We start from the raw sequence: 23,719 nt of genomic DNA, 5'->3' as shown, positions 1-23,719 counted from the left end.
CCAGGGCCTACTGGAGCGTCTGCACGAAGAACTTGCACAACTTGTCCCCGGGCCGCACCTCGCACTCGGAGGTATGGGATTTCCCCGTGGGGGTGTGGAGCAACTCCAGCCGGTGCTTGCCCTCGTAGGTGGACACGCTCGTCTTGCCCCCGAGCTTCTTGCCATCCATCGAGATGACCTTCATGTCATCCGGGCGGCCGCGGATCGTCACCTGCACCTTCTGGACGGCGAACGACACCTGGCGGCTCTCTCCGGTCTTCAGCTCGATGACCTGCGACTTGTCGAACCTGCCGTCCCTGGTGGCGCCGGTCACCTCGACTCGCAGCCAGCCCGGCGCCACGGTGTGGACGAGTGGCGTCCTGCCCACGAGTTTGCCGTTGATGCGGACGTAGGCGCGAAGGTTGGAGTGTACCCGGAGCGTGGAGCCATCCGAAGCCTCGGCCGGAACGGCCTCCCGCTCGGTCTCATCGGGAGTGACCGGAGTCGCCGGCTCCGGGAGCTCGGCGACCTCCCGTGGGCCGGCATCCGGCGGCTCTGCTGGAGGAGGCGCGGGTGCCCTGGCGGTGGGCACGGGGGCGAGGACCGGGGCGCGGGGCGGAGGCGGAGGCGGCTCCGCCGGGCGATTCATCTCCCCCAGCGCGTACCTGCCTCCCACCAGCAGCAACAGGCCCGCGGCCAACAGGAGCAGGGCCGGGGCCAGCCTCCTTCCACGCCGTGACGGCTCGGGGGCGGGCTCCACGGGGGAGGCAACGACCGTCTCCGCCTGGGGGGATGGGGGCGCCAGGGGAATCCGTGGCCTCGACGGCGGGGAGCGCGGCTCTGGGACCAGGCGCTGGGGGGCGGGGTTGGAGCGCGGGACCTCCATCCCGTCGCCCGGGAGCACGGGGATGAGCTGCCTCACCAGCTCCGCGAGCTGCGGGGCTCCGACTGGCTCACCGCACCGGAAGAGGAAGCGCTCGAGGTCCTCCTGCATCTCCCAGCAGCCGCGATAGCGGGCCTCACGATCCTTGGCCAGGGCCTTGTCGAGGATGGCCACCAGCTCCGCGGGCACGTCGGTGCGCAGCGTCCTCACGTCGATGGGGGACTCATGGATGATGGCCTGCACCATCTGCACGTCGCTCTGGGCGTCGAAGGGCTTGCGGCCCGTTATCAGCTCATAGAGCACCACCCCGAGCGCGTAGATGTCGGTCCGCGCATCCAGGGGCGGCTTGCCCATCAGGTGCTCGGGGGACATATAGGCCACCTTGCCCTTGAGGGTACCGGTGCGGGTGTGAGGGCTGGCATTGGCGGCCTTGGCGATGCCGAAGTCCACCACCTTCACCCCACCGGTGCGCGACACGAGGATGTTGTCCGTGCTGATGTCGCGGTGGATGAGCCCCAGCGGCTCGCCGGTCTGGGCATCCGTCAGCTCATGGGCGAAGGCCAGCCCCTCGCACGCCAGGGCGACGAGGCGGGCGCTCAGTGGATGGGGGATGGACGAGCCCTCCTGGAAGGCGCGCCGGGCCAGGGTCCGCAGGTTCGGTCCGTCCACATACTCCATGGCGAGGAAGTACGCGCCGTCCTGCTCGCCGAAGTCGAAAATCTGCACGATGTTGGCGTGGTTGAGCTGAGCCGCCAGCTTCGCCTCCGCCAGGAACATCTCGATGAAGTCGGGATCCTCGGCGAGGTGCGGGAGGATGCGCTTGACCACCAGGACCTTCTCGAACCCCATGGGGCCAGCGGCCTTGGCGAGGAAGACTTCGGCCATCCCCCCGGTGGCGAGCTTCCGGATCAGCTGGTATTTCCCCATCTGCTCCACGAGCCTTCCTCCCCTTGTCTCGGATTGGCGGTGGTGCCCCCGCCCACCCTATTGCGTCGTAGCAAACGATGGCGCGGGCAAGCAATCGGTACCTTTTCGCACGGGAGAACAGGAGCCGCGTTGAGTCCCACCCGGCCCTCTTCCTTCGGGAGAGGGCCAGGGTGAGGGTCTTCGTCAGGCGGGAAGCTGCCGGCGGGCCATGAAGCGGCGCGCGGCGAGCAACGGTGCAGCGGCCGTTGCGAGAGGGTGAGGTGCTGGCGGTGGGCGACGTGCACCTCACCGTCTGGGCCAGTCCGGGGCACACCGCGGACGCGCTGGTGCTGGTGATGGAGGACCGGGTGCTCACCGGGGACACGCTCGTCTTCCCCGCGCACGACGATGGGGGCCGCACGTTCAGCACCATCGGCCACGAGCGCCTCACCAACCCGCGCCTGCGGCTGGACCACGAGGCCTTCATCCGGTTGATGACGTCTCCGCGCGCCGAGAAGCCCGCGCGCCTGGAGGAGGCCCTGGCCTACAACACGCGCCCGCGGGAGGCGCGTGACGAGCCGGCCGGGCAGATGGCGGTGTTCTAGGCCACGCGCGTGCTGCGCTGGGCGCGCTCGCGGGCGATGAGCTCGCGGGCCTCCGGCTCCGTGGCGACGAAGTGCATGTCGAAGGTGAGCTTGCCCGTCATGGCGTGCACGAAGGCCAGGCTCTTGGCCACCGCCTTCTGCACGAAGCCCGCGCCGATGTAGACGGAGCCGAGGAACCAGCCCGGGTTGATGCTCTTGGAGACGTGCTCGCGGGCCTCCGTCTCGACGGAGGTGGCCTCCGTGAGGTCCGTCACCACGAAGTACGGATGCTTGTTGCCCAGCTCTCCGTAGAGCTCCGACAACGCGATGGCATCCTTCAGCGTGGTCTCTCCCTGAATCTTCACCCACAGGATGTCCGGCTGCTCGAAATGGGCGGTGTGCGTCCCGAACTTCCATTCGCGCTGGATGGTCATGTCTCCCCCAATGGCGGTTGCGCGGCATCCTACCCGTCAGGGTGGAGAGGACGAGCGGCGCCACGCGCGGAAGCGTTGCTTCTGTCCATCAGGGAGCGTTCCTCGGCGATGAGCGCGCGTGCATCGTTCTCTGTCGGAACGAAGTGCTGCGGCCGCGTCTGATGGCCTGTCAGGGAATGGAAGAAGCTCATGCTGGTGGCCACCGCCCGCTGCATCAGTCCCGCGCCGACGTAGATGGCGGCGTGGAACCAGTCCGCGCGGAAGTTCCAGGAGACGTGGTCCCTCGCCTCGAGCGCCACGGAGGTGGCCTCCGAGAGGTCCGTCACCAGGAAGAAGCGCTGCTGGCTGCCCACCTCGCGGTAGAGCTCGAGGATGGAGATGGCGTCCTGGAGCGAGGTGTCTCCGCGAATCTTCATCCACAGCACGTCGGGCGGCTCGAACCAGGCCCGGTGTGTCCCGAAGCTCCACTCGCGCGGCTGCTGCATGGTGCGACCCCCGTCGGACGCGAGGCTACGCCGCCGGCCCTTCTTCAGCGCCCTGGTGGAGGCGTGTCGCCGTAGCCCGTCAGCTCGACGTAACCACGGCCCTGGACCGGCTGTCCCGCGTGCGAGCCCGACATGCGCACCGCGCCTTCCCAGTAGCGCACACTCACCGGCAATTCCTGGTCCGCGAGCGCGGGCGTGATGTCCAGTGTCAGACCTCTCGAGGGCACCGCGAGCTTCCAGCGGGCCGGGTACACCACGCCGCTGTGGGGGCTCGTCCAGGTCTCCGCCACCTCCAGCCGCAGGTCCTCGCGCGACAGGTGCACCGGCTCCCCCTGGGCGGGGACGAGCGTGCCCGCGCTGTACGTGTCCGCCGTGCCGTCGTGGCGGCGCAGCTGGTAGTACATGAGCTCGCCGCCGTCCGAGAGCTGGAGCGCGAACCAGTCCCAGCCCACCTGGCCCTCGCTGAGCGCGCTGGTGCTCCACTCGCGGTCCATCCAGCTCTGGCCCGTCACCTCGTGGGCGCGGCCGTCCACCGTCACCTGCCCGCGCGTGGGCATGCGGGTGAGCGAGTAGTAATAGGAGGCGTTGCCCTTTTGAGGCCCCTTCTGGCTGAGGCCCCGGTCGCCCTGGAGCACCGGGGGCTTGCCGGCCTCCAGCTCCAGTGACAGCGACACGTTCCCGCTCCGGGCGGTGAGCCGCAGGGGCAGGGCGCCGTCGCCGAGGGCCTCCGCGCTCCAGTCCTCCAGCCAGACGCGGAAGGGTGCGGTTCGCGCGCCCGCCAGCTCCATCGCCTCGCGGCTGAAACGCTCGGTGGCGTGGAAGCGCCCACCCCTGATGTCCGAGAGCGCCAGGTGCCCCATGTAGATGCGCCGGGTGCCCCACGCGGACGCGCGCTCCGTCTCCCCGGGGGCCAGCGCGCTGCGGAAGAGGGTGAACTGGTAGCCGAACTCGTGCCCGTCCGCCGTGGAGAGGTTGCCCGTCCAGTACCACCACTCGGTGTGGAAGCCGGGGTGGGGGCCGTGGTCCTCGGGGAAGTGGAACTCCCGGGGCTCGAGCGCCCGCGTGTAGCCCTCCGCGGCGCTGGCCCCGCCGCCGAGCGCTTCCGACACCTTCATCGCCGGGGCATTCACCAAGGGAGGCGACGTGTCGCGCGTGACATAGGCCGCGCCGGCCGCGAGCCCCACGAGCACCCCCGTCACGCCGATGAGCAGTCCGCGTCCGCGCATGGCCTCACTCCTCCCTCAGCGCCAGGGCGGGGTTGGCGCGCGACATCTTCCAGGACGGGTACAGGCCCGCGAGCGCCGCCGCCGCGAGGGCCAGCACCATCGCCTGGGTGAGCACGTCGCCGGAGACGAGCAGTTGCAGCGTCCACCCGAAGGAGCGCTGGTTGATGACGTGGACGAGCACGTACGCGAGCGCCACGCCGAGCGGCAGCGAGAAGAGCCCCGCGAGCAGGCCCAGCAGCCCCGTCTGGAGGGACACGAGGCCCCAGAGCTGGCGCGGGGTGAGGCCGGTGGCTCGCAGCACCGCCAGCTCGCGCGCCCGCTCCAGCTGAAGCGCCATGAGCGCGCTCAACACGCCGATGAAGGCCACACCCACCGCGAGCAGCCGCAGCACGTGGGTGATGGTGAAGGTGCGGTCGAACACCTCGAGGGACATCTGGCGCAGCGCGCGGTTGGACTGGATGCCGAGCGCCTGCACGTCCCTGGAGCGCTCGCGCACCCGGGCCACGAGCGCGTCCACGTCCTGACCGGGCTCGGCGTAGAGGGCCACGCCACTCACGCGCGCGTCCTCGAAGTGGCGCAGGTACGTGCCGCGCAGCATCAGCAACGTGCCCGTGTCCGAGCCGTAGTCGAAGTACACGCCCACCACGCGGAAGCGGCGCGGGCCCTGGTCCGTGGCCAGCTCCACCGTGCCGCCCACGCCCAGCCGGCGGTGGAAGGCGAAGGGCTCGGAGACGATGACGGCGTCCGGTGCCTCCAGCTCCTTCCACACGCGCGCCGCGTCTCCCTCCTTGAAGCGGTAGGGCCGCACCGGCGTGGTGCCGAAGTCCACCGCGCGCACGTCCGTGGGCACGCCGTCCACGCGCACCTGCACCGTGCGGATGGTGCTGCTGCTGGCCACTCCGGGGAGGGCGCGCACCTGCTCGGCGAGCCCCGGCGCGAAGGTGGCGCCGCCCCGCCGGGTGACGAGCGCGGGCGGGGACACGTAGACGTCCGCCTCCAGCGAGGACTCCAGCCAGTCCGCCACCGTGCCGCGGAAGCTCGTCACCATGAGGCCCACGCCCACCGTGGTGGCCACCGCCACCATCAGCGCCGCCAGCGCCACGGCGGTGCGGCTGAGGTTCGATGTCACGCCGCGCGCCGCCATGCGCCCGAGCAGCCCGAAGGGGCGTCCCAGCGGACCCGCCGCCAGTCCCGCCAGCTTCGCCGTCAGCCAGGGCACCAGCAGCGACGCGCCGAGCAGCAGCGAGAAGAGGCCCGCGTAGGCCGGCAGCAGCTCGGGCGTGGGCAGGGACAGCAGCCCCACGCCCAGCACGAGGATGACGAGTCCCAGCAGCGCGAGCCGGGGAGCCCGGTGGCGCGACACGTCCTCGAGGGTGGAGCGGCGCAGCGTCACCGCGGGCGCCGAGCGCGCGGCCTCCCACGCGGGCAGCATCGCGGCGGCCAGCGTCGCGCCCAGGCCCAGCACCACGCCCTTCGCCAACGTGAAGGACTCCAGAGAAAGGCTGCGCACGCTCACCACGAGGTACAGGTCATTGAGCGTCCGGGTGACGAGCTCCATCAACCCGCGCCCGAGCACCACTCCCAGCAGCAGCCCCGCCACCGTGCCCACCGCGCCCAGCGCCGCCGCCTCGCCGAGCACCAGGGCGAAGAGCTCGCGCCGGGTAATGCCCACCGCGCGCAACCGTCCGAGCTGCTCGCGCCGCTGCACCACCGAGAAGGTCATCGTGTTGTAGATGAGGAACGTGCCCACCACGAGCGCCAGCAGAGACAGCGCGGTGAGGTTGGTGCGGAACGCCCGCGTCATCTGTTCCACCGCGTTGCCCCGGGCGCGGGGGCGTAGCACCTCGGCGCCCTCGGGCAGCAGGGGGCGCAGGCTCGCCAGGTGGGTCTCACCGGCCTCGCCGTCCGGCAGCTTCAGGTCGATATGCGAGAGGCGCCCCACCTGGCCGAGCACCTCCTGTGCGGTGGAGACGTCGGTGAGGACGAGGCTCTCCATCGCCTGGGCACGGTTCTCGTCTCCGGGCTGGAGCAGCGCCACCACACGCAGCGGCTTCACCACGCCCTCCACGGCCACGAGGAGCGCGTCTCCAGCCTTCACGTTCAGCGCCTGGGCCGTGCGCTCGGTCATGAGGGCGGCACCGGGCTCGGTGAGGAAGGCGCCCAGGTCCACCTGGCCTCCACCTCGGGGGACGAAGGAGCGGAAGGGCGCCTCGGCGAAGGGATCGATGCCGAGGACGGTGAGGGTGCGCTGATCTCCGCTCCGCGCGCGCACGTAGCCCTCCACCACGGGGGCGGACACGGGGGCGCCGGGCTGGAGGCGCAGGGCGCGGTACACGGACTCGGGCAGTCCCGAGGGCCCCCCGACGAGCTGGTGGGTGGCGCGGCCCGCCACGGTGTCCGTGGAGCGCTCGAAGGCGCGCATGGCGCTCGCGTTGGCGAGGTCGATGGACACCACCACCGCCACGCCCAGTGCGATGCCCAGCAGGGACAGGGCGGTGAGCCACGGGTGGCTGCCCAGGTGGCGCAGGCTGGCGCGGACCAGGAGGCGCTGTTTCACGCGCGAGCCTCCCGCTCGACGAGTCGGCCCGTCTCCAACGACAGCACCCGGTCCGCGCGCGCGACGAGGCCCGGGTCGTGGGTGACGATGAGGGCGCACGCGTTCTCGCGGCGGGTGAGGCCCTCGAGCAGGTCCAACACCTTGCGTCCCGTCTGCTCGTCGAGGTTGCCGGTGGGCTCGTCGGCCAGGAGCAGGGGAGGGGTATGGGCGAGCGCGCGGGCCACGGCCACCCGCTGCTGCTCACCGCCGGAGAGCCGGTCGGGGAAGCTCGCGGCCCGGTTGCCGAGGCCCACGGTGTCGAGCAGCTCGCGCACGCGGTTGCGCGAGGCGGGGCCGTCGCGGCCGGTGAGCTCCAGGGGCAGGAGGATGTTCTCCTCCACGGTGAGGGTGGGCAGCAGGTTGAAGGCCTGGAAGATGAAGCCGATGCGCTCGCGGCGCAGCAGGGTGCGCTCGTGCTCGCTCAGGGTGACGAGCTCGCGGCCATCGACGCGCACCGTGCCCCGCGAGGGGAGATCGATGCCGCTGATGAGATTGAGAAGCGTGGATTTTCCCGAGCCACTGCGTCCGAGCAGCACGATGAACTCGCCCGCGTGCAGGGTGAGGCGCACATGGGAGAGCACCTCGCGGACGGCATCGCCCTCGGCGTAGGACTTGGAGACGTCGTGGAGCTCGACAACGGGCTGGGCGGGGGGCATGCGGGAAAGGTCCCCTAACGGATGCGCGAGGCCCACGCACGTTCCGTGTGAAAACGCTTCCTCGTCAGCCCGCTCGTCCTGGGGGATGCCGTGCGGTTCGAGGCGGGAGTTGGTACTGTTCCCGCAACTGGAGGCGGGCGCATGAAGCTGACCGAGGACATCAAGCCGGTGACCTGCATGAAGACCCGTGCCGCGGAGCTGCCGCGGGAGGTGAAGCGCTCGCGCAGGCCCGTCGTCATCACGCGGAACGGGGAGGCCCAGGCGGTCGTCCTCGACGTGGCCACCTACGAGGCCCTCCGCGATGCCTCGCTGCTCCTCCAGCTCACCTCCCAGGGGGAGGCGGATGTGCAGGCGGGACGCACGACACCTCAGTCGGAAGTGTTCGCGCGCGCTCGGCGGCGGCTCGCCCGGGAGAAGTAGGACGGCGGAGTTTTTGGGCACGTTCGTTCAGTTCATGTAAGGAGGCGGGAGTGACGCGACGGCGTGATCCATACGGTATTTTCGGGCTCCTTGATGTACTGGAGCGAACCCAATTCATTACCAAAAACTTGGGGATGAGCAGCGCTGTGAGCGTGCTCTCAGAGAGCACCCGGTCCATGGACGCGCTGCACAAGGGACTGGGGGGAATAGGCGCTGCCAGTGTGACCCGTGACATCACCCGGTCCATGGACGCGCTGCACAAGGGACTGGGGGGAATGGGCGCTGCCAGTGTGACCCGTGACATCACCCGGTCCATGGACGCGCTGTACAAGGGACTGGGAGGGATGAGTAGCGCTGCGAGAGTGCTCTCTGAGAGCACCCGGTCCATGGATGCGCTGTACAAGGGACTGGGGGGAATGGGCGCTGTCAGTGTGACCCGTGACATCACCCGGTCCATGGACGCGCTGTACAAGGGACTGGGAGGGATGAGCGCTGCGAGAGTGCTCTCTGAGAGCACCCGGTCCATGGATGTGCTGCACAAGCGACTCGGGGGAATGGGCGCTGTCAGTGTGACCCGTGACATCACCCGGTCCATGGACGCGCTGCACAAGCGACTCGGTGGAATAGGCGCTACTCATGTCACCGCCGACACCGCTCGGTCGATCAATAAGAGCCTAGGAGGGATGGGCAGCTTTGCGAACGTGCTCTCCGAAAATACCAAGGCATTGAGCGCATTTTACAAAGGGCTAGGGGGGATAGGAACTGCCCGTGTTACTGCCGACATCGCTCGGCCCATGGACGCGCTGCGCAAGAGCTTGGCGGAAGTAAGTGCTGTTTCTGGCTTGAGTCAATTCGGAGCGACAGTTGCGGCTGCGGGTCTGATAGGTAATTTCGACCAGGGATTGACGCGTGCTGCAGTGGCAGCAACTAGCCTGATCGAATCCGTAGCGGATGAGCCAGCGGTGCTTGATGACGCACGCGCTCAGTCTGCGTTGATCGATTCAGTGGCAGATGTCGAAGCGTTTACGCGGAAGTTACCGACTGCCACGCAGGATGAAGTGAAGCAGTTGACGGAGACGCTGCTTGAGGGATTGTTTTCAAAGTACGGCGAGCGTTGGCTGGCTGCGCAATCGCCTCAGGCAAGATGGTCCCTGGATAGAATACTGACGCTCATCGCCCTTGTGCTGACGCTATGGGGCATCCGCTACAACGAGCTGGGCCTTCGTGTAGGTGATCGGAGCCTCCGTGTAAGTGAAGAATCGTTGCAGCTCGCAAAGTCGGCCGCTGAGGGTAGCACTCAGGACATGGCGGCTTTGCGCGCGGAGATCTCCAAATCCGGTAAGGAGCAAGTGGAGGAACTCCAAAAGGTACGTGAAGTATTGGAGCGCTGCGCTGAGGTCGATAAGGAAGCGGATACCGATGAGACTACGTACTACATCGTCGAACGTAGTACGGCGTTGACGGTTTCTCCATCTGTCAAAGCTCCAAAAATAACGGCCATCTATCCGAATCAATCGGTCACATTGATTCAGCGAAAGCGCAAATGGATCAAGGTCCAATACTACGATTACCTCACAAGCAAGATTGTAGAGGGGTGGGTGTTGAAGAAGTATTTGCGCCGATTGCCAGATTGAGGGGAAATGCAAAGGGGAGTGTCATCAGGAGCAACTAGATGAACTCTCGTGGAGTGGCGAGCATCTTGCTCGCTTGCCAGTAATGGTGCCCTCGTCGCGGTAGGATGCTTGCCCTTTAGCCAAGTGGGTAGGCGTTCTCTGCGTACCCTTTATTCCTGCTACACGGGCATGCGCTTCATTGTGTGAAGGCGGACAGGCGTCCCCTCCAGGCCTCGGCCTTGCCCCCGGTCGGCTGGAATGCCTCGCGTCCAGGGTTTGTCTCCTTTGTCCCCGAAACACTTACACCTGCTCCTCATTCAGCAGAGCGATCGAAGGGACACCAGAGCCTATGGAGATTCAGCGAGAGCTTCAGCGCATGGGCCACGGTGACCACCTGTGCCTCGTCTACGAAAACGCCGAGGAACAGTGGGATGCGGTGATTCCGTACATGGCCGAGGGCCTGGCGCGGAATGAGGCCTGCCTGTACGTCATCGACGACCGTGCTCTCGACGAGGTCCGGCAGGCCTTCATCGCCTACGGAGTGGACATCGACGCGCACGTGCGCTCGGGCCAGTTCGTCTTCGCCACCAAGCGCGAGGCCTATCTGGCCTCCGGTGCCTTCAATCCGCAGGCGATGATCGCCTTCCTGGATGTGCCCGTGCGGGAGGCGGCCGCCGCAGGCCGCACGGGCTTCCGCGTGACGGCCGAGATGACGTGGGCCCTCGGCCAGGAGTGCGGGTGTGACCGGCTCATCGAGTACGAGTCCCTCCTGAGCGAGTTCTTCCCGGGCAGCCGCGTCACGGCCATCTGCCAGTACAACCGCAAGCGCTTCGCCGCGGACATCATCCGCGACGTGCTGCGCACCCATCCCGTCGCCATCCTCGGCAACCAAGTGTGCCCCAACCTCTATTACGAGACGCCCGCCATGGTGCTGGGCCAGGGCTCCACCGAGCAGCGCGTGGACTGGATGATTCAACAGCTCCAGCGCTTCCGCAGCGCCGAGCGCAAGCTGGAGCGGGCCGTCCAGGCCCGGGACGAGTTCCTCTCGGTGGCCAGCCACGATCTCAACACGCCGCTGACGTCGCTCAAGCTCCAGGTGCAGTCCCTCACGCGCACCCTGGCCCGGGGAGACGGAGCGTCCCTCACGCGCGAGAAGGTGAGCAGCATCGTCGATCGCACGGACCGGCAACTGCGCCGGTTATCACGCCTGGTGTCCGATCTGCTCGATGTCTCGCGCATCCACGCGAACAAGATGACGCTCGAGCTGGAGCACATGGAGTTGCGCGAGCTCGTCGACGACGTGGTGGACCGCGTCTCGGGAGAGTTCACGCAGATGGGCGTGCGGCTCGACGTCGCTCCGGGGTCGCGGGTGATGGGGTATTGGGACCGGAGCCGGCTGGAGCAGGTGCTCATCAACCTGCTGACCAATGCGCTCAAGTACGGCGCGGGCAGGCCGGTGCGAGTCGACCTGGCGGCGGATGGGGGGCGGGTGTACCTGTCCGTGAAGGACCAGGGCGTCGGGCTGCGCGACGAGGACCGCGCGCGCATCTTCGAACGTTTCGAGCGGGCCATCAGCGCCAGTGAGGCCAGTGGCCTGGGCCTGGGGCTCTACATCACGCGGGAGATCGTCCAGGCGCACGGAGGAGACATCTCCGTGGAGAGCCGGCTGGGAGCGGGCTCCACCTTCACGGTGTCGCTGCCGCTGGGGGCGCGGGCGTAGTCTCCCGGAGCCTGTCGAAGAAGCCAGGTGCTCGACCTGTCAGGATGAGGTTCTTCGATTGAGCATCCAGTACTCCTCCACGCTGCGCACGGTCGCGATGACCTCGGGTTTCCCCTTCTTCTTCACCACGATCGCGCCAATCGTTCCCGGTTCCGCCGCCAGGAGCGCCCAGAACGCGGCCCGCTCCTCGGGCGTCGGCTCCGCGCGGACGCGCTGCACGAGCATCACCACCAATCCCGCCGGGCCGAGCGCCATCAAGCCCCAGCCTGCCCAGTCTACTTCCCCGGCAAGCCCTCAGCGGTGGCCCTCGTAGACCCAGTAGCCCGTAAAGGCCACGAAGAACATGGCCCATACCCCCAGCCCAATCAGCCACAGCGGGGTGGGTTTTTTGTGGGCCATCTTCCTCACGCCTCACCGTCCTCTCGGCGTTGGGCCGTCCAGGCCGCGGCGCACGCCCTGCTCCACCTGCTCGCCAGTCAGCGCGTCCACCAGATAATACCCGCCAAGGCCGATGATGAAGCCCACGGCGTTGCCCAGCAGGGGAACCTCCGAGCCCCAGAGGGCGCCAAGCCTCGGGGGTGGAGCCAGGACGGTGGCTCCGGTTCTACAACCCTTGAAGCGCACGGCCCTCAGACGATGTCCTCGGGCAGGAAGACGCGATGGTCCGGGGGCAGTTGGCCCGAGCCCGCCAGCTTCAGGTATTCCTCCGTGCTGCGCACGGTCGCGATGACCTCGGGCTTCCCATTGCGCGTCACCACCACCGCGCCGATGGTTCCCGGTGGCGAATGGAAGATGGCCCAGAACACCGCCCGCTCCTCGGGCGTCGGCTCCGCCCGGATGCGCTCCACGATCATCACCACCAATCCCGCTACCGCGCCTGCCAGCAGAGCAACAGCCCGCCACTCGATTCTTCCTGAATGCCCTTGCTGGTGGGTGCTCTGGTAGTACTCGAGAACCGAGAGGGCGAGGAAAGCACCGGCCCATACGCGCACACCCAGCAACCACAGCGGGAGGGGGTTCTTCCGGGTGGTTTTCACACGTCACCGTCCTCTCGGCGTTGGGCCGTCCAGGCCGCGGCGCACGCCCTGCTCCACCTGTTCGCCGGTCAGCGCATCCACCAGATAATACCCGCCAAAGCCGATGATGAAGCCCACGGCGTTTCCCAACAGGGGAACCTCCGAGCCCCAGAGGGCGCCAACAACCCCCGCCGCGATGGCCGAGCTCAAACCGCCAGCGACAAAGGCTCGCGTCCCCATCGCGGCGTAGTCCGTACCGCTGTGCTCTTCATCGTCGAGCGCGAGCGCGGTCATCGTGAAGACCGGGGCGGCCAGAGCGCCTCCCGCGAATCCACCCATGGCTCGGCCCGTTCCCGCCGCCACTCGGATGTTCGCTCCCCGCGCAATCAGATTGCGTGACAAGCCGCTGCCCGCGTTGGCCGTGACGAGATTCTGGGTCGCTCCCCCCACCAGACCTGATGTACCCCCAGCAACCGCGGCCCTGCTGTACCTCTGCTCCTTGTCCGGTTGTGGCTCATAGTGGAGGTGGATGCCCTCACAAATCAGGGATACCACCGCCCCCCCTGCCGCGCCGCGCCCCCCCGCGATACTGGAAGCCACGGTGTTTCCACGCACCCCACCCCCATGTCGCGCCACCAGGAGGAGCTCGGGAAAGACCCAGCGGTTGACCTGGGCGGGCGTCATGTGGGGATTGGCGGTGGCCACCTGCTGGCGGAAGCGCTCCAGTTGGACGAGATGAGGGGAGGTCATGCCGTTGCCCACGACGCGGCTGGCCAGCCTCTCCCGCAGGGATGCGAGCGCGGCCTCCGCTTGTCGGCTCACCTCGGGTGGCGTCCCGGTGCTCCGGCGGGTGTTCTCCAGGTTCTGGTATGCGCGGTACACCGTCCCGCCGATGCGCACCGGCTCCGCCTCCAACAGCTTGTCCGCCACCTCCCGGTAGGACTGCTTGCGGTAGGTGTTGGGGTCGCGCAACACGGCCCGGAACGGCTCGACATGCTCCTCGTTCACCGAGAGGTACCCGTTGCGCAGCATCAGGGCGTGGCCCTCGTCCGCCGGCAGCCGGGGATAGAGGGCCGCTCGCGCCCGCTCCCAGGTGCTGGGACGCAGGCCGACAATATCCCGCAGCCCCCGCAGGTAGGTCTCGAACGGGTCTCCCCGGCTGTCCGCCGCGCGCACGCTCGTCTTCACCGAATTGAGACGGCCCCGGCTGTCACGCAGATCGAAGATGGGATGGTTGGGGCGCACGGCATTGAGGTCCTGCTGGGGAAGCATTCCCCCATACCGGGCCGAGAGCTCGCCGAGGTTGCCGCGCCAGTCGCTCCGGGAGAGCGCGGTGGTGCCCGGGTCCCGGGAGAAGGGGCCCGGAGCATTCCGCTCGAAGGCGGGCAGGGCGTGCAGGCTGGAGAGGTAGCCCGAGAGGGCCGGGCCCGGCACAGTCGGGATGGAGTTGTGCCACAGCCACTGCTCGAGTTGGGAGCGGGTGAGAACATCGCCGGAGGAATCCTCGTGCGCCCCGGCCGAGACCTTGACGACGGTCAGGGCCGCACCATGGGGAACGAGCTTGAAGTGCTCGCCAGAAATGGGCAGGGGCGGGCCTTTCCCGGGTCGTTCCGCGGACTTCGCGCTCGTGCCTTTCTTCGACGAAGTCGTCATGCGAACTCCTCCAGCGCCGCCATCATCTCCCTGGACGTATCACCCGGAGCATGGCCGAGCAGCGAAGAACCTGCTTCCCCGCCCCCGTGTTGGCCGCACTGCGCTTCAGCGCGTGCCGGACGGAGGGCTCCACCTTCACGGTGTCGCTGCCGCTGGGCGCGCGGGCGTAGTCTCCCGGAGCCTGTCGAAGAAGCTCCCCACCTCCGAGGCGAGCAGCGGCCCGCCCTTGTCCCGGGGCATGATGTGGAAACCCGTGCTCAGCGAGATGAAGCGCACCTGGGGCGAGGCGGTGAGGCCGCGCACCAGCACCGGGCCGCACGTGGGGTCCACCACGTGGTCCTGCTCGGCCACCGCCACCAGCGTGGGGCAGCGCACCCGGGGCAGGACACTCATCGCGATGTCCTGCAACTCCCACAGGTCCCGCAGCCGCGCCGAGGGGAACGCGGGGAGGATGGGCGCCTCGGCCAGCACCTCTGGATCCGAGACATCCGTGCCCGTCTTGAAGACCCACGGCTTCACCCGCTCGAGCAGCCCGTGGAGCCGCAGCCGCTTGAGCAGCCACAGGTGCGGACCCTTGAAGCGCAGCGCCGGAGCGACGAGCGCCAGTCCGTGCACCTGCTCCGGGTAGTCCGCCGCGAGCCGCAGCGACAGCAGCGCCCCCATGGACAGACCCGCGACGAAGATGCGCCGGTAGCCACGCAGGGACAGCAGCGCCTGGGCCGCGGCCCCCTCCCAGTCGCGATGGCTCACGCTCAGCAGGGCCTCGGGGGTGGTGCCATGGCCCGGCAACAGGGGCGCCCGGACGTACAGGCCTCGTGCCGCCAGCGCCTCGCCCAGCGGGCGCACGTCCCAGGGGCTCCCCGTGAAGCCGTGCAGCAGGAGGCAGGCGTCCTCTCCCCGCCCCAGCTCGAACGGCGCCGTCTTCTCCGGGTCCATCCGCTGTGCTCGCACCATGACTCAGTCTAGTCACCGTGCGCTTCTGGCGGTATGCCCCCCTCCCATGTCGGATACTCCCAAGCCCCCCGATCTCTCCCTGCAGCTCCAAATCGATGACGATGTGGCCAACGGCCAATACGTGAACATGGCGCTCGTCAATCACACGGAGACGGAGTTCACCCTGGACTTCATCTACGTCCAGCCCCACCAGCCCCACCCGCCGCGCGCCAAGGTGCGCTCGCGCGTCATCCTCAACCCCAAGCACCTCAAGCGGCTGCTGGGCGTCCTCCAGGACGGGGTCGCCCGGTACGAGGAGCGCTTCGGCCCCATCGTCCTCTCCGAGGAGGGCCGGCACTGAAGGGTGCTCCCACCCGTGGAGACACGGGTGGGAGTCCTGGTGCGTCAACGGCCGCTCACCACGTGTAGCGCGAGAGCACGGGGAAGTGGTCGCTCGTGGTGCTGCTGTAGTTGGAGATGTACGAGTCCACCCGGTAGGCCTGCACCGAGCCCGAGACGTAGAGCGCCTGGAGCTCGTTGGTGACGAGCTGGTGGTCGATGGCGTCCGGGTAGCTGGCGGTGGTGGAGATGCGCGCGTCCGAGAGCGCCTTGGTGGGGAAGGTGTAGTCGAGCGAGTCGTCCACGAAGTTCTTGTACGGGGACGCCTTGCCCGAGGTGATGGAGGTGTCCACGTCGTCGTTCCAGTCGCCGAACACCATCACCTTGGTGGTGGGGTACGTGCTGTCCAGGTAGGTCTTGAGGGCCGCCGAGGCGTTGGCGCGGCGCTGCCAGCTCGTCGAGTCGTTGAAGGCCTTGGCGTGCAGGACGATGACGACGATGTCCTCGGTGCGGCCGTTGAGGCTCACGCGCAGCTTCACCTCGAGCGGCGGCCGGCCGGCGAAGTCATAGTCATTGGAGGTGAGGATGATGCGGGCGCTCACCACCGAGGCGACGCTCGTCTTGTAGACGATGCCCACCTTCTGCTCGCTGGAGCTGTACCAGGTGCTGCCGCTCGTCACGGTGGAGGCGTTGGCGAGCACGCCCGCGTAGCCGGGCAGCTGGGAGACGAGGCTGTTGAAGCTGGTGGCGCTCACCACCTCCTGCAGGCCCCAGATGTCCAGGTCGGCGCCGGTGATGACGTCGCGCGCGTTGGACAGCTGCAGCGACTCGTTGGTGGGGCCGTTGGAGGTGGAGCCGAACCACTCGAGGTTCCAGTTGCCGAAGTCGAGCGTGGTGGCGGTGCCCCGGGCGGGGACGGTGACGGCATCCTCGCGCGTGGCGAGCCCGGACTCGGACTCGAGCTCCTCGGGGGGGCCACCGCACGCGGCGGCGAGCGAGCTCAGGAGCAGCAGGGACAGGCGCAGACGATTCATGGGGCGTTCTCCCGGGTAGAGGGAAATGGGGGGTGCGCAGGGTGGCTGGCTGCCCACCCCGCGGCCAAGCGAAGACTCGGTGACGTTTGGGTTGGCCACGCGTTTCCGCCCCCCCGCGTTGGCCTCCTCACGGCGGGCCGCGTCATGGCCCGGGTGTCCTGGTGGACGGGCCCCCCGGAGTTCGCGTCCGGATGCTGGCCTCCGGGGCCGGGTCAGCGCAGACTCGGGGGTCTCGTGCGCTCCGTCGTCCTGCTCCTCGTCCTGATGCTGTCCGCTCCGGCCGCACATGCCGACTGTCCGTCGGATGGCGTGCAGGTGTTCCCCATGCCCGGCGCGGTGGTTCCCACCAACACCCGTTTCCTGCTGGAGGGGCTGGGCACCTTCAGCGCGAAGGTGGCCGAGCTCCCGGGCCGTGTCCTGCGGCTGCAGGCGCATGGCCACGAGGTGGAGGTGCGCGTCCAGCGCGGTTGGACGAGCACCCTCGGGCGCTCCACCGTGGTGTTGAGGCCCTCGGGCTCGCTCAAGCCGGGCCTCGTCTACACGCTGCGCCTGGACGACGTGCTGCCCGGGGCGAAGGTGCTCAACGGGACGGGGACGACGCTGCCCGAGTGGCACAGCGGCCGGGGCCAGGACGTGGCGCGCCCGCGCTGGGTCGAGCGCCCCGCCGTCAGCGAGGGCCTCTTCCGCCGCACCCGCCAGGGCACGGAGCGCTTCGTCAAGCTGCGCATGAGCCTGCGCGAGGACAGTCCGTCCTATGTGGTGGTGACGCTCTGGCGCCGGGGCCAGGACATGGCGCCCCAGCACTACTTCACCTCGCTGCACGACGGGGTGGCGCTGGTGGGGCACCAGGCGTGCAGCGGGGCCTTCGCGCTGGAGGACGGAAGGAGTTATCGCGCGAAGTTGGAGGTCTTCGACGCGGCGGGTAATACCGCGCCCGCGGTGCCCAACCTGCAGTTCGAGGCGCCGGTGGCGACCCAGGAGAACCCATGACGGTGGACGTGGAGAAGCTGAAGGAGCGGATGGTGGAGTTCATCCACGGGCTGCAGGACGACATCTGCGGCGCGCTGGAGCAGCTCGATGGGAAGGCGCGGTTCCGGGAGGACCCGTGGACGCGGCCGGGCGGTGGCGGTGGGCGCAGCCGCGTGCTGGAGGACGGGGCGGTGCTGGAGAAGGGCGGGGTGAGCACCTCGGTGGTGTTCGGCGAGCTGGAGGAGGCCTTCGCCAGGAAGCTGCAGGGCGAGGGCCGCACCTTCTGGGCCGGGGGTATCTCCCTGGTGCTCCACCCGCGCAACCCGCATGTGCCCACCGTGCACGCCAACTACCGCTTCATCCACCAGGGCGGGAAGGCGTGGTTTGGAGGCGGGGCGGACCTGACGCCGTACTACCTCTATGACGAGGACGCGGTGCACTTCCACCGGGTGCACAAGGAGGCGTGCGACCGGAACGATCCGGCGTACTACCCGCGCTTCAAGGAGACGTGCGACAAGTACTTCCACCTGCGCCACCGCGAGGAGGCGCGCGGCGTGGGCGGCATCTTCTTCGAGAACCTCGGCGGCGACCTGGAGCGCGAGTTCGAGCTGGTGCGCGACGCCGGCCGGGCCTTCCTCCCCGCGTACCTGCCCATCGCCGAGCGGCGCAAGGACCTGCCGTACACGGAGGCGCAGCGCTTCTGGCAGGAGGTGCGGCGCGGGCGCTACGTGGAGTTCAACCTGGTGTGGGACCGGGGCACGACCTTCGGCCTGGAGACGAAGGGGCGCACCGAGTCCATCCTCATGTCGCTGCCGCCGCAGGTGCGCTGGCGCTACGACTACCACCCGGCGCCCGGCACCGAGGAGGCGCGGCTGGTGGAGGTGCTCCGCAACCCGCGCGACTGGGCCGGTTCCCGGTAGGCAGGAGGGTGCATCGTGGAGAGCTCCGTTCCTGAAGCGCCGCGCCGGGGCCGTCGGAGGTGGCTGGTGAAGGTGGTGCTGGTGTTGGCCGTCGTGTCGGGCTTCGTCAATGCCTTGTTCGTCTTCCGCCTCCTTCGCGGTGGAGGGGGTGTGGGGGAGCCGTCCCTCGCCAACGAGGCGCGCGTCAACGTGCTGCGCCTCTGTGGCGACGTGCAGTCCTACCGGGACGAGCACGGCGTCTTCCTGACGGGGGGGCCGGTGCCGCGCGAGGTGCCGCGAGGCGGGAGGGCCGTGCGCTTCGAGCCGGACGAGAACCTGAAGAAGATCGGCTTCAGCCCCGGCGAGCGCGTTCACTACCAGTACCAGGTGGTGGTGCAGGAGACGCCGCTGGGCGAGGCGGAGGTCACCTGCTACGCGCGGGGGGACCTGGATGGGGACGGCCAGGTGTCCGTCTTCAGCGTGACCCTGGACGCCAACGGAATGACGTCCGCGGTGAAGGTGGAGCGGGAAACAGAGTAGTCCGGGAGGCCCCTGGCAACTTGTCCGCTGCCCGGACGACAATCCAGGGGTGAGCCACACCGGAAACATCAAGGGCGGTGCCGGACCCTTCGTCGGTCCGTCCCCGGGCCGTTCCTCCGAGGGCGGAGGGCCGGGCCGTTCCGCCGATGGCGGCGTTCCGGGTCATGGAGACCGGGGCCCGGGTGCCAGGGGGGCTCGTGAGGAGCGGACGCGCATCGGCCGCTTTCCGGCGGAGGCAGGGGCTCCCGGGGCGGGTGGCATGCCCGAGGAGCGGACGCGCATCGGCCGCGCGCCCACGCAGGTGGAGGTTCCCCGCCCGAGCGAGGCGAAGGAGCCGAAGCCGACGGGCATCTGGAACTTCACCGAGGACGGCCTGGAGAACCGGGGCGAGGCGCGCTCCAACAGGGTTCGCGACGACAGGTCCGCGGGCCGTTTCGAGGGCCCCGAAGGCCAGGAGCGTCCCCGTTCCACCGGCGAGCGGCCCCGGCTCGGGACGGGTGAGCGGCCCCAGCTCGGTACTGGAGAGAGGCCCCGGCTGCGCACGCGGACCCAGGAGGGGGCCGAACCCGGGAACCGTTTCGAGAATCCCGCCTCGCGCAGGACGAGCGAGCGGCCCCGGCTCCCCGAGCGGCGCCCCGTCGAGATTCCGCGCCAGGGGGCCGAAGCCATCCCGGTGCCCGTGTCCACGCCCGAAGGTGCGGAGACCACCGGGGACGTGAAGCCGCTGGAGGACCTGCTGCCGGCGTTCTCCGAGTCCATCGGGCAGGAGTCGCTCGCGCACCATTTCAGCGAGGAGCTGCGCTTCCTGGGCGCGGAGCTGCGGCCCTCGCGGCTGCCGCCCGGCGAGCGGGCCGCGCGCCTCTGGGCCTTCTTCCTCGCCTATGCCGAGGCGAACGCGAGGGATCCGGCGGGCCAGAGTCAGGCGGGGCGTGAGCGCTTCCGCGAGGTGCTCACCGAGCACGGCTTCTCCGGCCTGTACGACGTGAACACGGGCCGCGACGGCGTGGAGGTGGCCCTCGAGCTGCTGAAGGCCCAGACCCCGGAGGAGCTGAAGCGGAAGCTCGCCGACGTCCGCATCGAGCCCCGCCCGGAGACGCTCCCCTCGGAGGTCTCCATCCCCGTGGAGCAGCACACGGCGCCCCTGGAGCATCCGGCGGTGGAGCACCCCGCCACCCCGGAGCAGAAGGCCCACGCGTTCGAGTCCGCGGCCGAGCGTCCGGTGCAGCAGCCGAAGCAGGAGCAGGCGGGATTCGATCAGAAGGAGCAGCTCGCACCGTTGGCGCTCCAGACGAACACCGCTCCGCAGGGGGTGGTGCAGCCTCCGGTGCCGGGCCTGAAGGGCCGGACGGACCTGGAGGGGTCGCCGAATCCGGAGGACGAGCTCGCGCGCCGTGACCGCCATGGCACGAACAAGCGGCTGGGGCCGCACATGCTCTGGAACGCGCTGCACGGCTTCCGGGACTCGCCGGAGGACACGGCGTTGAAGCGGGAGCAGTGGAGCCAGCTGGCCTTCGGGGCGATCATCGGCCTGGTGGGCGCGGCGCTGTTGGTGGCGATGCTGGCGAGCCTGTGACGCTCAGTGGGCGGAGCTCTTGGACCTCGGCCAGGATGGCGATGGCGAGATAGGCGTAGGCGCGCATGTTCCAGGCTCCTTACTCCCCGCAGAGGACGCGCTTGAAGGCGGCCCAGTGCTTCGTCTCCTGTGGCTGGATCGGCGGGAGACCCGGGCGGTCGAAGTCGAGCAGGCGCGCTCGGGGAATGGACATGATGATGGGGGAGTGGGTAGCGATGACGAATTGCCAGTTGCCGGCCCGAGCGGACTCCTCGATCGCCTTCACGAGCTCCAACTGACGCATGGGGGAGAGGGCCGACTCGGGCTCATCGAAGAAGAAGAGCCCGCCCTGCCGCTTCGCGCCGAACACGGCGGAGACGCCCTCGCCATGTGAGCGCTCCCGAAGGGACTTTCCTCCGTACCGCGCATAGGGGTCGCCCATGAAGTCCGGATCCTCCTTGCGCTTGTCCAGGATGCGGGCGAAGTCCAGGAGACTCTCCGCGCGGAAGAAGAAACCATCCCGGGGCCGGACCCTGAACTTGGGGCGAAGGGCGGCGGCGAGCAGCGACGCACGGCGCTCGGAATCGGGCAGCTCGTTCCTGCTTCCACCCCCTCCGGGCAGACCCGCCAGCTCCGCGAGCGCGCTCAGCAGGGTGGACTTGCCGGAGCCGTTCTCCCCGACGAACAGGGTGACGGGTCCTTCGAGCGTCAGGTCGAGCTCCTTCACATACGGCAGATGGAAGGGAAACTGGCTCCAGTCCTGGACGCGCTCCTCGACGATGTAGGCGCCGAGAAGAAAGGGAGGCGCATCCGGCGATCGACTCAGTGTCATGCGTGTTCCTGGAGGCGGGATGTGAACCCTGGCCGCCGATTTCAGAAGGTGAGCATCCGGAAGAACTCGCCCGCCATGCGCCGGCCATGGTGCGCGAGGTTCGACGCCGTTGTGGAAGGAAAGAGGTCTGGCTACGCCGGCACCCGTCACTCATTCCGGAACCACCCCGCTGGAATGCCCAGCGCCGCCAGAATTCGCTCGGGCGCGCGCTCGCCCTTGATGTCGCCAGCAGTTGGCACGCACGGATCCGGACGGAGAGGTTGCGTGAACCGTTCAATGCTCTCTCCGGCTCGCATCACGGTGACGAAGAACCTGTCAAGGCGTGGCGAGGCAGTTACCCCATACACAGTTACATGCGGAAACCGTTCTGACACAGTCATGTCAGCGATGCCTATGTCGCCTGTGCCGCTGGAGATCCGGAGCCCTCGTGGCGTGTCCTCCAAGCGATAGTGCCGTGAGGCGAGTGGCTCGCCAGCAGCTTCCTCCAGCACGCGGTGCGCCTCCTCTGCTCGGACTCCTTCTATCAACGCGACGGTCCGCAGCGGCTTCCTCGCGGGCGAGTCCGAAGAACTCTCGTTGCCTGGCAGCGGACATCCGAGAGACTCCGCCAAGCTGTCTGGATCCGCATCCTCCAGAACATCGAGTGCACCGTTTCGCCACGACATGACTAGCCACGGGTCGTTGGCAACATTGATCGAGTACACGGGCTCATCACATTCGAGCGACAGGGCCTCGGCGATTTGCGTCTCGGCACCAATGTCGATGGGGTCCGTCCCTACGATGGCATGGTAACGGCCACTGCCCGGGATGAGCTCGAAGGGCTGCTCCTTGCCGTCCTCTTCGTCCTCTTCCGTCATCGCGATGGCCCGGGCGCGGCGCTCCAGCCATGCGGGTTCGCCTGGAGCCAGAACCGCCCAGAGAGGCCGCCGGCTCATGGCGCACCTCCGGACAAGTTCTCCGGTAGATTCAGTGCCGCGCGCAACTGTTTCGTTTTGTCCAAGATCTTCGCCTCCTCCATGTGTATGAGCACCACGTCTGGTGCGTTCCTGTCTAGGAACTTGAGCAGCTTCTCCCTGGTCGGCCCACTCAGCTTGTCTGTGCTGACGAGAAACGGTTTTCCTCGAGGTGCCTTCGCCGCATCCGCGAGTTGATCGAGCAGGCGCTGGAGTTGCTTTATTAGCGCCTCCTGCTGCTCGCTGAGCTTGGTACCGCGTTGTCTGGCCAGCCAGGTGTCGAGCGCGTTGCGCCACCGGTTTTCGTTCCAACCCTTGACTTCCACCCCATGTTGAAGCTTGGGCCCCCTCATGGCCGTCAGCACGTCGTCGATGATGTGCCCTCCTTCCATTTTCACCTGCCGCCCAGTCAACTGGAAGCCGGGGAAGAGCTTACGCGCGTTGTCCTCTGTCAGCATCTCCGTCGCGAGGCCTCGGAGTTGCTCGCGCACCGACCGCTGCAGCTTCAAGTTCCCCAGTTCCGCCGCCGCCCGCTGGAAGTCTTTCCAAGGCGTCATCTTGTTCCTGCCCATGGCGTTGAGATCCTCCAGGGTCAGCGATGTGGAGCGCAGCCAACTCAGGTCCACTTTATTCCTGCAGGCCTTCCTCGCGAGTGTAGCCACTGCCTCGGCCTCCAGTTCCGGATGACTGACGAGCCACTCGGCCTCCTTCAGGAAGGCAAGCGGGTCCTTCAGGCTCCGTGCTCCTGAGTGCCGCAGCAACTCGGCGAGCGCCGGCTTCACCGCACCGCGCGTGGAGGCACGCAGCTTGTCCACGGCGGTGAGATAGGCCTGGGCCTTGTCGGCCGGCAGCGCCGCCGCACGCCTCGCCACCGCACCGTAGGCGAGCGCCATTTCCGGGCTCTCCGCCGCCAGCAGCTTCAACGCTTCCAGCGTCTTCTCGGCCTCCTGGGCAGCAAGCCCCGCGCCGCGAATGCCGCCGAGGGCCCGTGCGGCGGCCATTTCCCCCCGCATGGCGAAGAAGGCCTGCTTGAAGGACTCGGCGCCGCCAGGAAGGGAAAGCCGCAGTCCGTCCGGTGTCGCAACGGCCTTGCCCTCGGCGAGCGTCCGCTCCAACGTCCTGGCCAGGGCCTGTATGGACTCCACGGACTCGCGCAGTCCCGCGGAGGCCCGGGCGCCAGACGGACTCAGCACCAGCCCACCCCGGTACGCCAGCTCGCGCCATATGCCCGAGTCGATGAGCCTGGAAATGTCCCGCGCGGCCAGTGCGAGCAGCGCCAGGTCATGCACCGCGAGGAAGGACCGTCCCTCCGCCGTCCGCGACAGCTCCGCGCGCCAGGTGTCCACCACCGCCAGTGTGGTCACCAGGGCCATGCGTCCGACGAACTGACGTACCGCCGTCCTCCGCGCCGCGGCGAGGGGGCCAGCTTCCGCGGCGGCGGCCGGCACACCTGTCAGCAGCGGTGCCTTCGTCCAGGCAGACACCGCGTGGTAGTAC

General features: G+C 68.5%; 24 protein-coding genes. 9 read left to right on the top strand and 15 right to left on the bottom strand.

The window, feature by feature from the left end:
- Window positions 1-7: 7 nt before the first annotated feature.
- Complete coding sequence (locus VFZ09_RS41895) at window positions 8-1,789, bottom strand: serine/threonine-protein kinase (RefSeq protein WP_329733453.1); 1,782 nt, start codon at window positions 1,787-1,789, stop codon at window positions 8-10.
- A 245-nt stretch (window positions 1,790-2,034) separates the two neighbouring features.
- Here VFZ09_RS41895 and VFZ09_RS41890 point away from each other — a divergent pair, with 245 nt between their 5' ends.
- Window positions 2,035-2,373, top strand: coding sequence for a hypothetical protein (locus tag VFZ09_RS41890; protein ID WP_329733410.1), 339 nt, complete (start codon window positions 2,035-2,037; stop codon window positions 2,371-2,373).
- On the opposite strand, the gene VFZ09_RS41885 is transcribed toward VFZ09_RS41890, so the two are convergent.
- Genes VFZ09_RS41885 through VFZ09_RS41865 form a run of 5 tightly spaced genes read right to left on the bottom strand, consistent with a single transcriptional unit; the run spans window position 2,370 to window position 7,749 of the window.
- Entirely contained in the window at window positions 2,370-2,786 is a 417-nt protein-coding gene (locus tag VFZ09_RS41885) for a hypothetical protein (protein WP_329733409.1), read from the bottom strand. The two genes, VFZ09_RS41890 and VFZ09_RS41885, sit on opposite strands and share 4 nt — an antisense overlap.
- Window positions 2,787-2,815: 29 nt before the next feature.
- Window positions 2,816-3,271 carry a hypothetical protein gene (locus VFZ09_RS41880; protein ID WP_329733408.1) on the bottom strand — a complete coding sequence of 152 codons (456 nt, stop codon included), beginning with the start codon at window positions 3,269-3,271 and terminating at the stop codon, window positions 2,816-2,818.
- Between the two features lie 44 nt (window positions 3,272-3,315).
- Window positions 3,316-4,497 carry a lipocalin-like domain-containing protein gene (locus VFZ09_RS41875; RefSeq protein WP_329733407.1) on the bottom strand — a complete coding sequence of 394 codons (1,182 nt, stop codon included), beginning with the start codon at window positions 4,495-4,497 and terminating at the stop codon, window positions 3,316-3,318.
- Window positions 4,498-4,501: 4 nt separating this feature from the next.
- A complete protein-coding gene (locus tag VFZ09_RS41870; RefSeq protein ID WP_329733406.1) occupies window positions 4,502-7,054 on the bottom strand; it encodes an ABC transporter permease in 2,553 nt (850 codons plus the stop codon).
- Window positions 7,051-7,749 (bottom strand): ABC transporter ATP-binding protein, encoded by a 699-nt coding sequence (locus VFZ09_RS41865; protein ID WP_329733405.1) that lies wholly within the window; start codon window positions 7,747-7,749, stop codon window positions 7,051-7,053. Before VFZ09_RS41865 ends, VFZ09_RS41870 begins: the two co-directional genes overlap by 4 nt.
- A gap of 141 nt (window positions 7,750-7,890) precedes the next feature.
- Between VFZ09_RS41865 and VFZ09_RS41860 the strand changes: the two genes are divergently transcribed.
- From VFZ09_RS41860 to VFZ09_RS41850, 3 genes are all read left to right on the top strand, one after another.
- Window positions 7,891-8,169, top strand: a complete 279-nt coding sequence (locus VFZ09_RS41860) for a type II toxin-antitoxin system Phd/YefM family antitoxin (RefSeq protein ID WP_329733404.1) — start codon at window positions 7,891-7,893, stop codon at window positions 8,167-8,169.
- Between the two features lie 176 nt (window positions 8,170-8,345).
- The gene (locus VFZ09_RS41855) at window positions 8,346-9,803 is read left to right on the top strand and encodes an SH3 domain-containing protein (protein WP_329733403.1); all 1,458 of its coding nucleotides are present in this window, start codon (window positions 8,346-8,348) and stop codon (window positions 9,801-9,803) included.
- Window positions 9,804-10,158: 355 nt separating this feature from the next.
- The gene (locus VFZ09_RS41850) at window positions 10,159-11,502 is read left to right on the top strand and encodes an MEDS domain-containing protein (protein ID WP_329733402.1); all 1,344 of its coding nucleotides are present in this window, start codon (window positions 10,159-10,161) and stop codon (window positions 11,500-11,502) included.
- Window positions 11,503-11,541: 39 nt separating this feature from the next.
- On the opposite strand, the gene VFZ09_RS41845 is transcribed toward VFZ09_RS41850, so the two are convergent.
- From VFZ09_RS41845 to VFZ09_RS41825, 5 genes are all read right to left on the bottom strand, one after another.
- Window positions 11,542-11,760, bottom strand: coding sequence for a hypothetical protein (locus tag VFZ09_RS41845; RefSeq protein WP_329733401.1), 219 nt, complete (start codon window positions 11,758-11,760; stop codon window positions 11,542-11,544).
- Between the two features lie 153 nt (window positions 11,761-11,913).
- Complete coding sequence (locus VFZ09_RS41840; RefSeq protein ID WP_329733400.1) at window positions 11,914-12,126, bottom strand: hypothetical protein; 213 nt, start codon at window positions 12,124-12,126, stop codon at window positions 11,914-11,916.
- A gap of 5 nt (window positions 12,127-12,131) precedes the next feature.
- Entirely contained in the window at window positions 12,132-12,539 is a 408-nt protein-coding gene (locus VFZ09_RS41835) for a hypothetical protein (protein WP_329733399.1), read from the bottom strand.
- Window positions 12,540-12,542: 3 nt separating this feature from the next.
- On the bottom strand, window positions 12,543-14,171 hold the full coding sequence (locus VFZ09_RS41830) for a hypothetical protein (RefSeq protein ID WP_329733398.1): 1,629 nt from the start codon (window positions 14,169-14,171) through the stop codon (window positions 12,543-12,545).
- A gap of 135 nt (window positions 14,172-14,306) precedes the next feature.
- Entirely contained in the window at window positions 14,307-15,107 is an 801-nt protein-coding gene (locus VFZ09_RS41825; protein ID WP_329733452.1) for an alpha/beta hydrolase, read from the bottom strand.
- Window positions 15,108-15,171: 64 nt separating this feature from the next.
- On the opposite strand from VFZ09_RS41825, the gene VFZ09_RS41820 reads away from it, so the two are divergent.
- A complete protein-coding gene (locus VFZ09_RS41820) occupies window positions 15,172-15,465 on the top strand; it encodes a DUF3467 domain-containing protein (protein ID WP_329733397.1) in 294 nt (97 codons plus the stop codon).
- A 55-nt stretch (window positions 15,466-15,520) separates the two neighbouring features.
- Here VFZ09_RS41820 and VFZ09_RS41815 read toward each other — a convergent pair whose 3' ends face one another.
- On the bottom strand, window positions 15,521-16,477 hold the full coding sequence (locus VFZ09_RS41815; protein ID WP_329733396.1) for an endonuclease/exonuclease/phosphatase family protein: 957 nt from the start codon (window positions 16,475-16,477) through the stop codon (window positions 15,521-15,523).
- A gap of 234 nt (window positions 16,478-16,711) precedes the next feature.
- On the opposite strand from VFZ09_RS41815, the gene VFZ09_RS41810 reads away from it, so the two are divergent.
- From VFZ09_RS41810 to VFZ09_RS41795, 4 genes are read left to right on the top strand one after another with little or no spacing between them, the layout of a single operon-like run.
- On the top strand, window positions 16,712-17,467 hold the full coding sequence (locus tag VFZ09_RS41810) for a hypothetical protein (RefSeq protein WP_329733395.1): 756 nt from the start codon (window positions 16,712-16,714) through the stop codon (window positions 17,465-17,467).
- A complete protein-coding gene (hemF, locus tag VFZ09_RS41805) occupies window positions 17,464-18,366 on the top strand; it encodes an oxygen-dependent coproporphyrinogen oxidase (RefSeq protein ID WP_329733394.1) in 903 nt (300 codons plus the stop codon). Before VFZ09_RS41810 ends, hemF begins: the two co-directional genes overlap by 4 nt.
- A 15-nt stretch (window positions 18,367-18,381) precedes the next feature.
- Window positions 18,382-18,885 carry a hypothetical protein gene (locus tag VFZ09_RS41800; RefSeq protein ID WP_329733393.1) on the top strand — a complete coding sequence of 168 codons (504 nt, stop codon included), beginning with the start codon at window positions 18,382-18,384 and terminating at the stop codon, window positions 18,883-18,885.
- A gap of 49 nt (window positions 18,886-18,934) precedes the next feature.
- The gene (locus VFZ09_RS41795; protein WP_329733392.1) at window positions 18,935-20,458 is read left to right on the top strand and encodes a hypothetical protein; all 1,524 of its coding nucleotides are present in this window, start codon (window positions 18,935-18,937) and stop codon (window positions 20,456-20,458) included.
- 79 nt (window positions 20,459-20,537) lie between these two features.
- On the opposite strand, the gene VFZ09_RS41790 is transcribed toward VFZ09_RS41795, so the two are convergent.
- From VFZ09_RS41790 to VFZ09_RS41780, 3 genes are all read right to left on the bottom strand, one after another.
- Window positions 20,538-21,269 (bottom strand): AAA family ATPase, encoded by a 732-nt coding sequence (locus VFZ09_RS41790; RefSeq protein WP_329733391.1) that lies wholly within the window; start codon window positions 21,267-21,269, stop codon window positions 20,538-20,540.
- A gap of 146 nt (window positions 21,270-21,415) precedes the next feature.
- A complete protein-coding gene (locus VFZ09_RS41785; protein ID WP_329733390.1) occupies window positions 21,416-22,204 on the bottom strand; it encodes a hypothetical protein in 789 nt (262 codons plus the stop codon).
- Window positions 22,201-23,719: hypothetical protein (locus tag VFZ09_RS41780; RefSeq protein ID WP_329733389.1), on the bottom strand; the 1,519-nt coding region annotated here is incomplete at its 5' end. The genes VFZ09_RS41785 and VFZ09_RS41780, both read right to left, overlap by 4 nt.

The organism is Archangium sp., assembly GCF_036277355.1.
In the GTDB taxonomy this organism is placed as follows: Bacteria; Myxococcota; Myxococcia; order Myxococcales; family Myxococcaceae; genus Archangium.
Note: the sequence above shows the minus strand (reverse complement) of the source record. Positions and strands in the feature narration are given on the sequence as shown.